Source organism: Pseudomonas sp. UBA4194, from assembly GCF_002379585.1.
Lineage (GTDB): Bacteria > Pseudomonadota > Gammaproteobacteria > Pseudomonadales > Pseudomonadaceae > Aquipseudomonas.
The window spans coordinates 18687-34361 of the sequence record NZ_DFUE01000058.1 but is presented as its reverse complement, the minus strand read 5'-3'; the positions used below and the strand labels follow the sequence as shown (position 1 = coordinate 34361).

The window sequence follows — 15675 nt, the reverse complement described above, 5'->3', positions numbered from 1 at the left end:
ACAAAAAATAACCAGCTGTGGAAAAGCTTCGGTAATAGAAATTAAAAGAGAGAGATTTATTAAAGCTTTGTTTTTATGTTTATTTATACACAGCCTGTTTTCTGTGGATAGAATCCTGCAGGCCGTGCATCACGGTCGTTGTGGAGAAATTAAAAGGTGTGCCTATGTGCCTGTGAGCTTTCTGGATAACTCGAATTAACCTGTGGGTAACCGGGGTGCTTACGCACAGGCGGATCTATCATCAGCTTTCAGGGCGGCTTATCAACTGACCTCAGGTAGGGTTTTCCACAGAGCTCAGGAAGCACTGTATAACTCACGGGCGAAAAAAAGCCGCCTGGGCAGGCGGCGTCGATAGGGGCGAACAGGGTCAGGTATCGGCTACTTGCCTATGCAGAAGCTGGAGAAGATCCGCCCCAGAAGATCGTCCGAGCTGAATGCGCCGGTGATCTCGCCCAAGGATTGCTGGGCCAGTCGCAAGTCCTCCGCCAGCAACTCTCCGGCGCCCGCCAGCGTCAGCTGATCGCGGCCATGGTCAAGATATCCACACGCATGGCGCAGGGCTTCCAGATGCCGGCGACGAGCACTGAAGCTGCTTTCAGCGGTCTGTTCATAACCCATGCAGGCCTTGAGGTGCTCGCGCAGCAGCTCCAGGCCCTCTCCCGCGCCCTTGGCGGTAAGACTGATGGTCACGTGGCCGTCATCGCTGTGTTGCACGCCCACGGGCTCCCCACTGAGGTCTGCCTTGTTGCGCACCAGGGTCACCTTGCCTGGATCGGGACGGTGCTCGAGGAACTCGGGCCACAGGGCGAACGGGTCGGCCGCCTCTGGCGCAGTGGCGTCGACCACCAGCAGCACGCGATCCGCGCCGGCAATGGCCTTGAGGGCCCGTTCGACGCCGATCTTTTCCACCTGATCCTCGGTGTCGCGCAGGCCGGCCGTATCGACGACGTGCAGCGGCATGCCGTCGATGTGGATATGTTCGCGCAGGATATCCCGGGTCGTACCGGCGATATCGGTAACGATCGCGGCTTCACGACCCGCCAACAGGTTCAGCAGGCTGGATTTGCCGGCGTTGGGGCGACCGGCGATCACTACCGTCATGCCATCGCGCAGCAGAGCGCCCTGCCCGGCCTCATGCAGTACTGTGGACAACTGCGCACGAACCTTGTCGAGCATGCCCAGCACATGCCCGTCAGCCAGAAAGTCGATTTCCTCTTCAGGAAAGTCGATGGCTGCTTCAACGTAGATGCGCAGACTGATCAATTGCTCGGTCAAGTTATCCACACGACGCGAAAACGCCCCTTGCAACGAGCGCACGGCATTTCGGGCTGCTTGCGCAGAACTGGCTTCGATCAAGTCTGCGATGGCCTCTGCCTGAGCCAGGTCGAGCTTGTCGTTGAGAAACGCCCTTTCGCTGAATTCCCCCGGGCGGGCCAGACGGCAACCCAGTTCCAGGCAGCGTTTGAGCAGCATGTCCATCACCACTGGCCCGCCGTGTCCCTGCAACTCAAGCACGTCCTCGCCGGTAAACGAATTCGGACCTGGGAACCAGAGGGCCAGGCCTTCGTCGATGACCTCGGCTTCGCCACCGAGCATTGGGCCGTAATGGGCATAGCGCGGCGCTGGCAAGCGACCGATGATCGCCTGAGCGGCGGCGCTGGCCAGGGGGCCGGATATACGCACAATACCGACGCCGCCGCGGCCCTGGGCAGTGGCGATGGCGGCTATGGTTTCGCGAGGCACGTTCATGGTGTGGGTTCCGACTCTATGGATTCAGGTAGGCGTCGATCTGGTTTGGAGGAGCTTAGCGCCGAGGGATACCTTGACCCTAGCCCTCTCCCGGAGGGTGAGGTGCTGAAAGCAGATAGCAAAACGCCCCACGAGGGGGCGTTTTATCCACAGGTCAGAGGATCAACCCGTTACGCAGCAGACTTCGCCGCCGCTTTTTCGATGCCGCGCGTGATGTACCACTGCTGGGCGATCGACAAGGTGTTGTTGGTCACCCAGTACAGCACCAGACCTGCCGGGAACCACAGGAAGAAGAAGGTGAAGATGATCGGCATCATTTTCATGACCTTCGCCTGCATCGGATCCGGAGGTGTCGGGTTCAGCCGCTGCTGGATGAACATGGTCGCGCCCATGATGATCGGCAGGATGAAGAACGGATCCTTGATCGACAGGTCGGTAATCCACAGCAGCCAAGGCGCCTGGCGCATCTCGACGCTTTCGAGCAGTACCCAGTACAGGGACAGGAAGACCGGCATCTGCACCAGGATCGGCAGGCAGCCACCCAGTGGGTTGATCTTCTCTTTCTTGTACAGCTCCATCATGGCCTGGGACATTTTCTGCCGGTCATCGCCATGCTGTTCTTTCAGGGCCGCCAATTTCGGCGCCACCGCACGCATACGGGCCATCGACTTGTAGCTGGCGGCCGACAGCGGGAAGAACAGCAGCTTGATCAGGATAGTCAGGCAGATGATCGAGAAGCCCCAGTTACCCAGGATCGCGTGAATATGCTTGAGCAACCAGAAGATCGGCTGGGCAATGAACCACAGGATGCCGTAGTCGACGGTCAGTTCCAGGCCTGGGGACAACTCCTTGAGTTTGTCCTGAACCTTGGGGCCGGCATACAACGTCGCAGTGGTTTCCACCTTGGCACCTGGCGCCGCGGTGAGGGTCGGCCCGGTGTAGCCAATGATGTAGTTGCCCTGGTTGTCCTTGCGGGTCATGACATTGTTGCTGTCACCCGGGGCTGGAATCCACGCCGTCACGAAGTAGTGCTGCAACCAGGCAACCCAACCGCCTTGAACGCTCTCCTTCAAACCGCCCTTGTCCATGTCTTTCATCGACACTTTCTTGTACGGCTCGCCACTTGTCCACAGGGCGGCGCCCAGGTAGGTCGCGGTGCCGGTAGCAGTTGTCGACGATGGATCGGAGCTGTTGTCGCGCTTGAGCTGCGCGAACATGTTGCCGTTCCACGCTTGCGCGCTCTGGTTATCCACAAGGTAGCTGACCTTGAGGTCATACTCGCCACGGTCAACGGTGAAGCGCTTGGTGTAGTTCACACCGTTATCGGTGTAGGTCAGGTCGACAACCAGTTGGTTCTGACCTTCCGCCAGTTGATAACTTTTCTGCGCAGCAGCGTACACGGGGCGACCCGACGCTCGTGCATCGGGGCCGTTGGCGCCAGTCAGGCCGCTTTGCGCGAGGTAGGTCAGCTCGCCACCGTTGTCGAACAGCTGGAACGGAATGTTCGGCATGTCCTGACGACGCGGATATTCAGGCAGATTCAGCTGGACGATATCGCCCCCGGTAGGGTCGATAGCGAAATTGAGCACGTCGGTCTTGACCCAGATCAGATCCTTGCTGACCACGACAGGGGTCGGCACAGGCAGATTTGCATCAGGATTGGCGCTGGGTACATCGGCACTGGCTTGAGTGTTGGTGCCCGGGACCGTTTCCGGCAATGCCGGCGAAGGGTTCTGGGTAGCCACATTCTGAGTCGGCAAAGCGGCTTGACCATAGTCCTGGTTCCATTTCAGGACCATGACATAGGCCACGACTGCCAGGGCGACGATCAGGATCGTGCGTTTAATATCCATGATTACTCGGCTATCGAAGAAGTACGGGGTGATGGGGCATCTGGAACCGGGTCGTAACCGCCGGCGTTCCATGGATGACAGCGACCGAGGCGACGAACGGTCAGCCAGCCTCCACGCAAAAGGCCATGATTTTCGATGGCTTCAAGCGCATAACAGGAGCAACTGGGGTGGAAACGACAATGATTCGCCATGAGGGGACTGATGGCGTAGCGGTAGAACTGGATCGGAACGATTGCCAGTTTACGCATCTTGACTGTCGACTCCTGCAGGTTCGGTATTCACTACTGGAGCGGGCCGGTTACGTGCAAGGCGCTTCCAGAGCTTGCCAAAATGCTGATGCAATTCAGGGTTTTCTACATCGCCCAAACCTTTTCGCGCGACGATGACGATGTCCCATCCCGCCAGGATGTCCTGGTGCAGACGAAACGAATCACGCATCAAGCGTTTCAAGCGATTGCGCTGAACGGCGAGCTTTACGCTTTTTTTACCGATGACCAGCCCCAAACGGGGATGTTCAAGGCCGTTCTCACGCGCAAGGAGCAGCAGGTTCTTGCCAGGCACCTTGCCGGATGGAGAGTCAAAGACTGCTTTGAAATGCCGGGCTGTCAGCAGACGCTTTTCCCGACCGTAGTCCTGACTCACCACCAGTGCCGAAGGATCAAACTGCCAGACGCTTGCGGCCCTTGGCGCGACGACGCGACAGGACGGTACGGCCGTTCTTGGTAGCCATGCGTGCACGGAAACCGTGGGTGCGAGCGCGCTTGATGGTGCTGGGTTGGAAAGTACGTTTCATGGTTGTTACCTGGTTCGTCCACAACGGGCCGGAATGGACCCCGTTTTAAGAGACCGGCGATTCTAGTGAAAGCGCAGCAGAAGGTCAATTTCCAACCAGCTATTACTTTTTTCATCTTATGGAGTGGGTGAAGGGGGTTGGCAATGAGCTGCTCTGTATCGCCTGAGTGGTGGATGGAGAGAGAGCAGTGGCCAGGCAGACGGTTGCACTGGCATCGCTCAAATATAAAAATAGAGAAGGGACTTATTTAAAGCTTTTCTGTAGAACTTATAGATATTAGCTAGGCACCTTTCTGTGGATAACCCCTTTCAGCCCAGAGCCGCCGCGCCTTGCAGCGATCGGTAAGTCTGTCCAGATCCGGTGCTGCGCCTGTGTCATTGCTCTGTACAGGCTGTGCATGAAATGAGTAGATATCCACAGCAGAGTTATGCACAGACCTCGACCCCCACTTGTGCATAGATCTCAAGGCGGGTTATCCACAGTGCTTAGCCAGCGGTGGACAGATCGTTTTCTACCCGTGCATGACGCAAATCTCCTGGCCTGGGGCGACCTTCATGTGGATAAGTGTGCGGCGCGTCGGTACAATGGCGGCTGTTTTTGCCTCACCGGCTTTCAATTCAGGGGATACCTGTGTCAGTGGAACTTTGGCAGCAGTGCGTGGAACTCCTGCGCGATGAACTGCCTGCCCAGCAATTCAACACCTGGATCCGTCCGTTACAGGTCGAAGCCGAAGGCGACGAACTGCGCGTCTACGCGCCCAATCGTTTCGTGTTGGATTGGGTCAACGAGAAATACCTGACGCGGCTGCTCGAACTGCTGGGTGAACATGGCAATGGGCTGGCGCCCGCGCTGTCCTTATTAATAGGCAGCCGTCGCAGCTCAGCACCGCGTGCGGCCCCCAATGCGCCGCTCGCGGCCTCTGTAGCCGCCAGCCAAGCCTCTGCAGCGCCGGCGCCTGTCGCTGCCACCGCTGCGCCGGCTGCCGCTGCTGAACCGCCACCCAGCACTGCCGCCGCGACCGCCAGCAACGAGCCGTCTCGCGACAGTTTCGATTCGATGGCCGGCGCCAGTTCGCAGCCCGCTCCAGTGCGCGCCGAGCAGCGCAATGTCCAGGTCGAGGGTGCGCTCAAGCACACCAGCTATCTGAACCGTACGTTTACCTTCGAGAACTTCGTCGAGGGCAAGTCCAACCAGCTGGCGCGCGCCGCCGCCTGGCAGGTGGCCGACAACCCCAAGCACGGCTACAACCCGCTGTTCCTTTATGGTGGCGTCGGCCTGGGTAAGACTCACTTGATGCACGCTGTGGGTAACCACCTGCTCAAGAAGAATCCGAATGCCAAAGTGGTGTACCTGCACTCCGAGCGTTTCGTGGCAGACATGGTCAAGGCCCTGCAGCTGAACGCGATCAACGAATTCAAGCGCTTCTACCGCTCGGTAGACGCCTTGCTCATCGATGACATCCAGTTCTTCGCTCGCAAGGAGCGCTCCCAGGAGGAGTTTTTCCACACCTTCAATGCCTTGCTCGAAGGCGGGCAGCAAGTCATTCTCACCAGTGACCGCTACCCCAAGGAAATCGAAGGGCTTGAGGAACGTCTCAAGTCGCGTTTCGGCTGGGGCCTGACCGTTGCGGTGGAACCGCCAGAGCTGGAAACCCGGGTCGCCATCTTGATGAAGAAGGCCGATCAGGCCAAGGTGGAGCTGCCTCACGACGCTGCATTCTTCATCGCTCAGCGCATTCGTTCCAACGTGCGTGAGCTGGAAGGTGCATTGAAGCGGGTCATCGCCCACTCGCACTTCATGGGTCGCGAGATCACCATCGAGTTGATTCGCGAATCCTTGAAGGATCTGCTGGCGCTGCAGGACAAGCTGGTAAGTGTGGATAACATTCAGCGCACGGTGGCCGAGTACTACAAGATCAAGATTTCCGATCTGCTGTCAAAGCGCCGCTCGCGTTCGGTGGCACGGCCGCGGCAGGTGGCGATGGCGCTGTCCAAGGAATTGACCAACCACAGCTTGCCGGAAATCGGTGATGTATTTGGCGGTCGTGACCACACCACCGTGTTGCACGCCTGCCGCAAGATCAATGAGCTCAAGGAATCCGACGCGGATATCCGCGAGGACTACAAGAACCTGCTGCGCACGCTGACAACGTGATGACTTTCGGCGCAGCTTTTAAGGCAAGGGACTAGACCATGCACTTCACCATTCAACGCGAAGCCCTGTTGAAACCTCTGCAGCTGGTCGCCGGCGTCGTCGAGCGCCGCCAGACCTTGCCAGTGCTCTCCAACGTCCTGCTGGTGGTCGAGGGGCAGCAGCTGTCCCTTACCGGTACCGACCTGGAAGTGGAACTGGTGGGCCGAGTGCAGCTTGAAGAGCCCGCCGAGCAAGGCGAAATCACCGTACCGGCGCGCAAGCTGATGGACATCTGCAAGAGCCTGCCCAACGATGCCCTTATCGACATCAAGGTCGATGAGCAGAAGTTGGTGGTCAAGGCCGGACGCAGCCGCTTCACGCTTTCGACCCTGCCTGCCAACGACTTCCCCACTGTCGAGGAAGGCCCAGGTTCTCTGACCTGCAGCCTTTCCCAGAGCAAGTTGCGCCGGTTGATCGAGCGGACCAGCTTTGCCATGGCCCAGCAGGATGTCCGTTACTACCTTAACGGCATGCTGCTGGAAGTTTCGGCAGGAGTCATCAGAGCCGTAGCCACCGACGGTCATCGCCTGGCCATGTGCTCGATGCAAGCGGATATCGGCCAGACCGACCGACACCAGGTGATCGTCCCGCGCAAGGGTATCTTGGAACTGGCGCGTCTTCTGACCGAGCCGGACGGCAACGTCAGCATCGTTCTGGGCCAGCATCACATCCGCGCCACCACCGGCGAATTCACCTTCACGTCCAAGTTGGTCGACGGCAAGTTCCCGGACTACGAGCGCGTGTTGCCCAAGGGTGGTGACAAGACCGTGCTGGGCGACCGCCAGGCCCTGCGTGAAGCATTCAGCCGCACCGCGATTCTGTCCAACGAGAAGTACCGTGGCATTCGCCTGCAGTTGGCCGCTGGCCAGTTGAAGATCCAGGCCAACAACCCGGAGCAGGAGGAAGCTGAAGAGGAAGTCGGTGTTGACTACGATGGCGGCTCCTTGGAGATCGGCTTCAACGTCAGCTACCTGCTCGACGTATTGGGCGTCATGACGACCGAACAGGTTCGCCTCATTCTGTCCGACTCGAACAGCAGCGCCCTGGTGCAGGAATCGGACAACGATGACTCCGCCTACGTCGTTATGCCGATGCGCCTCTAACAGCAGACCTCAATGTCCCTCAGCCGCGTCACAGTCACCGCGGTGCGTAACCTGCACCCGGTGACCTTCTCCCCCTCCCCGCGTATCAACATCCTTTACGGTGCCAACGGCAGCGGCAAGACCAGCGTGCTTGAAGCCATCCATTTGCTGGGGCTGGCACGTTCGTTTCGCAGCACCCGACTGATGCCTGTCATTCAGTACGAGCAGGCGGCGGCCACCGTGTTCGGGCAGGTGGAGCTGAATCAAGGCGGCCACAGCAATCTGGGTATCTCAAGAGAACGCCAGGGCGATTTTACTATTCGTATCGACGGTCAGAACGCGCGCAGTGCGGCTCAACTCGCAGAGATACTGCCGCTGCAACTGATCAATCCTGACAGCTTCCGATTACTGGAGGGTGCGCCGAAGATTCGTCGCCAGTTCCTGGACTGGGGAGTGTTCCACGTGGAACCTCGATTCATGGGAACGTGGCAGCGCCTTCAGAAGGCCTTGAAGCAACGTAACTCGTGGCTTCGGCATGGTACACTTGATGCCGCTTCTCAGGCTGCTTGGGATCGCGAGCTGTGCTCTGCCAGCGTCGAGATCGACGATTATCGCCGCGCCTACATCAAGGCCTTGAAACCCGTTTTCGAGCAGACCCTGAGTGAACTGGTTGAGTTGGACGGGCTGACGCTGAGCTACTACCGAGGCTGGGATAAAGATCGGGAACTCAGCGAAGTTCTTGCCGGCTCGTTGTTCCGCGACCAGCAGATGGGCCACACACAAGCGGGCCCGCAACGAGCGGATCTCCGTTTGCGCCTTGGCGCTCACAATGCTGCAGACATCCTTTCAAGGGGCCAGCAGAAACTGGTCGTTTGTGCGTTGCGTATTGCCCAGGGACATCTGGTGAGCCAGGCGCGCAAAGGCCAATGCATTTATCTGGTGGACGACCTGCCATCAGAACTGGACGAACAGCACCGGCGAGCGTTATGCAGGTTGTTGGAAGACTTACACTGCCAGGTATTCATTACCTGTGTAGATCACGAATTGTTGAGGGAAGGCTGGCAGACGGAAACGCCAGTTGCTTTGTTCCACGTGGAACAGGGCCGTATCACCCAGACCCACGATCATCGGGAGTGAAGGCATGAGCGAAAACCAAACGTACGACTCCTCAAGCATCAAGGTGCTGAAAGGGCTTGATGCCGTACGCAAACGTCCCGGTATGTATATTGGCGACACCGATGATGGTAGCGGTCTGCACCACATGGTGTTCGAGGTGGTGGATAACTCCATCGACGAAGCCCTCGCCGGCCATTGTGACGAGATCACCGTCACCATCCATCCTGACGAGTCTATTTCCGTCACGGACAACGGCCGCGGCATCCCGGTAGACGTGCACAAAGAAGAAGGCGTGTCCGCAGCGGAAGTCATCATGACCGTGCTGCACGCTGGCGGTAAGTTCGATGACAACTCCTACAAAGTCTCCGGCGGTTTGCACGGTGTAGGGGTGTCCGTGGTTAACGCCCTGTCCGAAAATCTGCAGCTGACCGTGCGCCGCGCTGGCAAGCTGTGGGAGCAAACCTACGTTCATGGTGTTCCTCAGGAGCCCATGAAGATCGTTGGCGACAGCGAAACCACAGGTACCAAGATTCATTTCAAGCCATCGGCCGACACGTTCAAGAACATTCATTTCAGCTGGGACATTCTGGCCAAGCGAATTCGTGAACTGTCGTTCCTCAACTCTGGTGTGGGCATCCTGCTGAAGGATGAGCGCAGTGGTAAGGAAGAGCTGTTCAAGTACGAAGGTGGCCTGCGTGCATTCGTCGAATACCTGAACACTAACAAGACCCCGGTCAACCAGGTGTTTCATTTCAACGTGCAGCGTGATGACGGTGTAGGCGTTGAAGTCGCCCTGCAGTGGAACGACAGCTTCAACGAGAACCTGCTCTGCTTCACCAACAACATTCCACAACGCGATGGCGGAACGCACCTGGTAGGTTTCCGTTCGGCGTTGACGCGCAACCTGAACAATTACATCGAGCAGGAAGGCCTGGCCAAGAAGAACAAGGTTTCCACCACTGGCGACGATGCCCGCGAAGGCCTGACCGCCATCATTTCGGTGAAGGTGCCGGATCCGAAGTTCAGCTCCCAGACCAAGGACAAGTTGGTTTCCTCGGAAGTGAAAACTGCCGTCGAACAGGAAATGGGCAAGTACTTCTCCGACTTCCTGCTGGAGAACCCGAACGAAGCCAAGGCCGTGGTCGGCAAGATGATCGACGCAGCCCGTGCCCGTGAAGCCGCGCGTAAAGCGCGTGAGATGACCCGCCGCAAAGGCGCGCTGGATATCGCAGGCTTGCCGGGCAAGCTGGCTGACTGCCAGGAAAAAGACCCTGCCCTTTCCGAACTGTACCTGGTGGAGGGTGACTCTGCAGGGGGCTCGGCCAAACAAGGTCGCAACCGCAAGACCCAGGCGATCCTGCCGCTCAAGGGCAAGATCCTCAACGTCGAGAAAGCACGTTTCGACAAGATGATCAGCTCTCAGGAAGTGGGCACGCTGATCACTGCGTTGGGCTGTGGCATCGGTCGCGAAGAGTACAACATCGACAAGCTGCGCTATCACAACATCATCATCATGACCGATGCTGACGTCGACGGTTCGCACATCCGTACCCTGCTGCTGACATTCTTTTTCCGTCAGCTGCCGGAGCTGATCGAGCGCGGTTATATCTACATCGCTCAGCCGCCGCTGTACAAGGTCAAGAAAGGCAAGCAGGAGCAGTACATCAAGGACGACGACGCCATGGAAGAGTACATGACGCAGTCGGCCCTGGAAGACGCCAGCCTGCACCTCAATGACTCGGCGCCGGGTATCTCGGGCGAGGCGCTGGAGCGCTTGGTCAACGATTTCCGCATGGTGATGAAGACCCTCAAGCGTCTGTCGCGGTTGTACCCGCAAGAGCTCACCGAGCACTTCGTGTACCTGCCGCCGGTGTCGCTGGAGCAACTGGGTGACCATGAAGCCATGCAAGCCTGGCTGGCCAAGTTGAACGTGCGCCTGCGCACCAGCGAGAAGTCCGGTCTGGTGTACAAGGCCAGCCTGCGTGAGGACCGCGAACGTAATGTCTGGCTGCCGGAAGTGGAAATCACTTCTCATGGCTTGGCCAGCTACATCACCTTCAATCGCGATTTCTTCGGCAGTAACGACTACAAGACTGTGACCGCCTTGGGCGCACAGTTGGCGACCCTGCTGGACGACGGTGCGTACGTCAAACGCGGTGAGCGCAAGAAAGCCGTGGTGGAATTCAAGGAAGCGCTCGACTGGTTGATGACAGAGAGTACCAAGCGCCACACCATCCAGCGCTACAAAGGTCTGGGCGAAATGAACCCGGACCAGCTCTGGGAAACCACCATGGACCCGACCGTGCGCCGCATGCTGAAAGTGACGATCGAGGACGCGATCGGTGCCGATCAGATCTTCAATACCTTGATGGGTGATGCGGTGGAACCGCGTCGCGAGTTCATCGAGAGCAACGCATTGGCGGTATCGAACCTGGATTTCTGACGTTCGAAAGCGATAGCTGCAACGAGCCCTGGGCACCCATGCCCGGGGCTTTTTTTTGCCTGCCATGGCGCCAGAGCCCACTGGCACACTTCCTGCGACCTCCTACCGCAACCCTGGGTGCGGTCAGGAATATGTGAATGCCGCTTTCCGGCCTTCGCGTATTGCTACCCGCCTGATAATCGATCATCGATAACGGTGCAGTGAGGTCAGCATGACAAACGGGACAGTGGAACAGCGGGTCTCCCCCGCGACGTTGAAGAAAGTGATCTGCGCGGCGGCCATTGGTAACTTCGTGGAATGGTTCGACTTTGCGGTGTATGGCTTCCTGGCCACCGCCATTGCCCAGCAGTTTTTCCCCAGTGGCGACGCCACCACCGGCTTGCTGAAAACCTTTGCGGTATTTGCCGTGGCGTTCGCTTTCCGACCCTTGGGTGGCATCGTGTTCGGCATGTTGGGTGATCGCATAGGGCGCAAGCGGGTGCTGGCGATGACAATTTTGCTCATGGCTGGTGCAACCACATTGATCGGTCTGCTGCCCACCTATGCAGCCATCGGTATCGCAGCGCCGATCATGCTGACCATCATTCGCTGTGCTCAAGGCTTCTCTGCCGGGGGCGAGTATGCCGGTGCCTGTGCCTACCTGATGGAGCATGCGCCACGCACCCAGCGCGCCTCGTATGGCAGCTTCGTTCCGGTGTCTACGTTCAGCGCCTTCGCCTGTGCTGCCGTCATGGCCTACGCGCTTGACGCCTCGCTGTCGCCTGAAGCCATGGCGAGTTGGGGCTGGCGGGTGCCTTTCCTGATTGCCGCGCCCCTGGGGCTGGTCGGCTTGTACCTGCGCTGGCGGCTGGACGAAACGCCGGCATTCCAGGCGGTCACCCAGGAGCACGATGTAGCCCACTCCCCGCTCAAGGAAACCCTGCGCAGCCATGGCCGGGCAATTCTGTGCCTGGGTGCGTTCGTCTCCCTGACCGCGCTGTCGTTCTATATGTTCACCACCTACTTCGCGACGTACCTTCAGGTGGCGGGCGGTTTGAGTCGCGCCACAGCCTTGTTGATTTCGGTTATTGCCTTGGTGTTTGCGGCGCTGATGTGCCCGGTGGCGGGTGCGTTCTCCGACAAGGTCGGGCGGCGCATGACGGTGCTGACCACGGGCGTGCTGTTGATCGTAGTGGTGTATCCATCGTTCCTGATGGCCAGTTCCGGATCGTTCGCCGCATCGGTAGTTGGCGTCATGCTGCTGGCGATCGGTGCCGTGCTCAGTGGCGTGGTCACGGCGGCGCTGTTATCCGAGACGTTCCCAACGCGCACGCGGTATACCGCTTCGGCGATCACCTACAACCTGGCCTATACGATCTTCGGTGGTACCGCCCCACTGATGGCAACCTGGTTGATCGGGGTGACCGGGAGCAACCTGTCGCCGGCGTTCTATCTGGTGGCGGTATCGGTATTGGCGTTGGCGGGCGGTCTGGCGCTGCCGGAGACGTCGAAGATTTCGCTGCATGGCGACGAAGGTGTGGGTGACGAGGGACATCGCGCGGTAGCGATCTGAACGTCATCGTAGCTGTGGGTCAGGGGGCGAGCAGCACGGCCTGTTCGCTGGCGCAGAGTTCGAGGAGGAAATCCCAGACCACTCTGAGCCGTACTGATTTGTGCAGCTCACGACGCGTGCTGATCCAGTAACTGCGCTGTATGGTTTCGCCGGGCAGCACCCGGACCAATCCGGGATCGTTGCCCGCCATATAGATGGGCAGCACGGCGATGCCCAGGCCTATCCTCGCCGCTTCCTGCTGGGCGACCACACTGGTGCTGCGAAAAGCGACGCTGGGCGCCCGGCAGAAGCTGTTGAGAAACAGCAGTTCCTGGCTGAACAGCAGGTCGTCGACGTAGCCGATCCATTGGTGCCGAGCCAGATCGTCACAGGTTTCCAGCGCGGGGCTCCTGGCCAGGTAATCGCGGCTGGCATAGAGGGCGAGACGGTAATCGGTGAGCTTGCGGGTGATGAGCAGGTCCGCACTGGGACGTTCCAGGTGTACGCTGATCTCGGCCTCGCGATTGAGAATGCTGACGAAGCGCGGCACCGCTACCAGTTCCACTTCAAGGCCAGGGTAGCGGTCGAACAATTGGCCGATGCGCGGGGTAATGAAGGCGATGCCAATGCCTTCTGTGACGCCCAAACGGATCTTGCCCAAGGGGTTGAAGGACTGGGTAATGTCCTCCTGAGCCAGCAATGCAAGGTTCTCCATGGCCTCGGCGTGCTTGAGCAAGGAGTGCCCGGCGGGCGTCAATTCATAGCCTTGGGCGTGCTGAACGAACAACGGTGTGCCCAGGTGTTTCTCGATGCTTTCGATGTGCCGGGCCACCGTGCTATGGGTTGTATTCAGGCGTTTGGCAGCGGTGAGCAATCGCCCGCTGCGCTGAAGCTCCAGAAAGAAACGCAGGTCGTTCCAGTCGAACATGGTTTTTCCCTTGGGAATCAAGCGCTCATGCCCGTTGCTCGAAAACGCACAGCAGGTGGGCGAAATTTGTTGTTTTCAACACGAAGCTAATCAATAACATGGGTCGGGACAAGAACAATAAAACGGCGCGAGGTCCCCATGCCATCAGCCCTACCCTCCTATGACTACGTCATTGTCGGCGCTGGCCCCGCTGGCTGTCTGTTAGCCAATCGTCTGTCTGCCGACCCCAGCGTGAGCGTGCTGCTGCTTGAAGCCGGTGGGCAGGACAACTATGCCTGGATACACATTCCCGTCGGTTATCTGTTCTGCATTGGCAATCCGCGCACCGACTGGTGCTTCAAGACCGAACCTCAACCCGGGTTGGATGGCCGCAGCCTGAGCTATCCTCGCGGCAAGGTGCTGGGCGGATGCTCGTCGATCAATGGCATGATCTACATGCGCGGCCAAGCGGCGGACTACGACCATTGGGCAGCGTTGGGCAACCCGGGCTGGGCCTGGAAGGATGTATTGCCACTGTTTCGCAAGAGCGAGAACCACTACGCCGGCGATACGGAGCATCACAGCGCCAAGGGTGAGTGGCGCGTGGAGCAGCAGCGCTACCGCTGGCCGATCCTCGAGGCTTTCCGCGACGCTGCAGAGCAGAGCGGAATTGCCAGCGTGGACGACTTCAACACGGGTGACAATCAAGGTTGTGGATACTTTCAGGTCAACCAGAAGGCAGGTATTCGCTGGAATTCGGCAAAGGCCTTTCTGCGCCCTGCCCTCAAGCGCCCCAACCTGACCGTCCACACCGGCGTGCGAGTCGACCGATTGGTGCTGGAGGCTGGTCGGGCCACGGCGGTGCTGGGACGCTGGCAAAACGTGGAACATCAGTTCCGCGCGCGCCGGGAAGTGATCCTGTGTGCCGGCGCCATCGGCTCGCCGAGCATTCTACAGCGCTCCGGTATTGGCCCACGGCCGCTGCTGGAGCGCCTCGGTATCCAGGTGCAGCATGAGCTTCCGGGCGTGGGCGGCAACTTGCAGGATCACTTGCAGCTGCGCCTGGTCTACAAGGTCAGCAAGACCCGGACCTTGAACCAGGTCGCCAACAGCCTGTGGGGAAAATTCGGCATGGGCGTGCGCTATCTCTATGACCGCAGTGGACCCTTGGCCATGGCTCCAAGCCAGTTGGGTGCGTTCGTCAAATCCGATCCTTCGCAGGCGACGGCCAACCTCGAGTATCACGTGCAGCCCTTGTCGCTGGAGCGTTTCGGCGAGCCGCTGCACAGTTTCCCCGCCTTCACCGCATCGGTGTGCAACCTGCGTCCGAAAAGCCGTGGCCGGGTAGACATCCGCTCTGCCGACCCGGACGTGGCACCGCTGATCGATCCCAACTACCTCAGTGATCCTGAAGATCTGCAAGTGGCCGCCGATGCCATTCGCCTGACCCGGCGTATCGTACAGAGCTCGGCGTTGCAGGGTTTCGCACCGGAGGAATACCTGCCCGGCGTCGACCTGCAAAGCGATGATCAGCTACGCGATGCGGCAAGACGCATAGGAACGACTATCTTTCATCCGGTGGGCACGTGTCGCATGGGCGCCGATCCGCTCGCGGTGGTGGACGCCAAACTCAAGGTCCATGGCATAGACGGGCTGCGCGTGGCAGATGCCTCGATCATGCCGCAGATCGTCTCGGGCAACACCTGCTCCCCGACGGTGATGATTGCCGAAAAAGCTTCACAGATGATCCTCGAAGGAGATCCCGCAACACCCACCACAACCCCCCGCACCACTGTAGCAGCGGCGTAAGCCGCGTCACCCTTGATCTTGATCTTGATCTTGATCTTGATCTTGATCTTGATCTTGATCTTGATCTTGATCTTGATCTTGATCTTGCCCTTGATCTCGCGCAGGACATTCAAAAGCAAGATCAGGATCAAAGGCGACGCGGCTCACGCCCTGTTACGGATAACAACAATAATCACTGTGCCCCACCGGGGCCAAAGGA

The 15675-nt window shown here is 59.0% G+C and carries 13 protein-coding genes; 6 read left to right on the top strand and 7 right to left on the bottom strand.

The annotated features are described in order from the left end of the window. Positions 1-378 precede the first annotated feature (378 nt). From mnmE to rpmH, 5 genes are all read right to left on the bottom strand, one after another. Positions 379-1749, bottom strand: coding sequence for a tRNA uridine-5-carboxymethylaminomethyl(34) synthesis GTPase MnmE (gene mnmE, locus B3397_RS14835; protein WP_296251387.1), 1371 nt, complete (start codon positions 1747-1749; stop codon positions 379-381). A 170-nt stretch (positions 1750-1919) separates the two neighbouring features. Further along, a complete protein-coding gene (gene yidC, locus B3397_RS14830) occupies positions 1920-3602 on the bottom strand; it encodes a membrane protein insertase YidC (RefSeq protein ID WP_296251384.1) in 1683 nt (560 codons plus the stop codon). A 2-nt stretch (positions 3603-3604) separates the two neighbouring features. Beyond that, the gene (gene yidD / locus B3397_RS14825; protein ID WP_296251381.1) at positions 3605-3850 is read right to left on the bottom strand and encodes a membrane protein insertion efficiency factor YidD; all 246 of its coding nucleotides are present in this window, start codon (positions 3848-3850) and stop codon (positions 3605-3607) included. Beyond that, the gene (gene rnpA / locus B3397_RS14820) at positions 3843-4247 is read right to left on the bottom strand and encodes a ribonuclease P protein component (protein ID WP_296251379.1); all 405 of its coding nucleotides are present in this window, start codon (positions 4245-4247) and stop codon (positions 3843-3845) included. The genes yidD and rnpA overlap by 8 nt, the downstream gene beginning before the upstream one ends. Positions 4248-4260: 13 nt before the next feature. Then, a complete protein-coding gene (rpmH, locus tag B3397_RS14815; RefSeq protein ID WP_043192020.1) occupies positions 4261-4395 on the bottom strand; it encodes a 50S ribosomal protein L34 in 135 nt (44 codons plus the stop codon). Between the two features lie 630 nt (positions 4396-5025). Between rpmH and dnaA the strand changes: the two genes are divergently transcribed. The 5 genes from dnaA to B3397_RS14790 all read left to right on the top strand — a co-directional run bounded on the left by dnaA (position 5026) and on the right by B3397_RS14790 (position 12781). Continuing rightward, positions 5026-6549 (top strand): chromosomal replication initiator protein DnaA, encoded by a 1524-nt coding sequence (gene dnaA / locus B3397_RS14810; RefSeq protein WP_296251375.1) that lies wholly within the window; start codon positions 5026-5028, stop codon positions 6547-6549. A gap of 38 nt (positions 6550-6587) precedes the next feature. Continuing rightward, positions 6588-7691 (top strand): DNA polymerase III subunit beta, encoded by a 1104-nt coding sequence (gene dnaN, locus B3397_RS14805; protein ID WP_296251373.1) that lies wholly within the window; start codon positions 6588-6590, stop codon positions 7689-7691. A gap of 12 nt (positions 7692-7703) precedes the next feature. Beyond that, positions 7704-8807: a DNA replication/repair protein RecF gene (gene recF, locus B3397_RS14800; protein WP_296251371.1), complete on the top strand. Its 1104-nt coding sequence runs from the start codon at positions 7704-7706 to the stop codon at positions 8805-8807. 4 nt (positions 8808-8811) lie between these two features. Beyond that, positions 8812-11229, top strand: a complete 2418-nt coding sequence (gene gyrB / locus B3397_RS14795) for a DNA topoisomerase (ATP-hydrolyzing) subunit B (RefSeq protein ID WP_296251370.1) — start codon at positions 8812-8814, stop codon at positions 11227-11229. A gap of 211 nt (positions 11230-11440) precedes the next feature. After that, complete coding sequence (locus tag B3397_RS14790; RefSeq protein WP_296251368.1) at positions 11441-12781, top strand: MFS transporter; 1341 nt, start codon at positions 11441-11443, stop codon at positions 12779-12781. 19 nt (positions 12782-12800) lie between these two features. On the opposite strand, the gene B3397_RS14785 is transcribed toward B3397_RS14790, so the two are convergent. Next, the gene (locus B3397_RS14785) at positions 12801-13688 is read right to left on the bottom strand and encodes a LysR family transcriptional regulator (protein WP_296251366.1); all 888 of its coding nucleotides are present in this window, start codon (positions 13686-13688) and stop codon (positions 12801-12803) included. Positions 13689-13826: 138 nt separating this feature from the next. Between B3397_RS14785 and B3397_RS14780 the strand changes: the two genes are divergently transcribed. Further along, positions 13827-15476 carry a GMC family oxidoreductase gene (locus tag B3397_RS14780; RefSeq protein WP_296251364.1) on the top strand — a complete coding sequence of 550 codons (1650 nt, stop codon included), beginning with the start codon at positions 13827-13829 and terminating at the stop codon, positions 15474-15476. A gap of 6 nt (positions 15477-15482) precedes the next feature. On the opposite strand, the gene B3397_RS14775 is transcribed toward B3397_RS14780, so the two are convergent. Further along, complete coding sequence (locus B3397_RS14775; protein ID WP_296251362.1) at positions 15483-15623, bottom strand: hypothetical protein; 141 nt, start codon at positions 15621-15623, stop codon at positions 15483-15485. Positions 15624-15675: the final 52 nt, after the last annotated feature.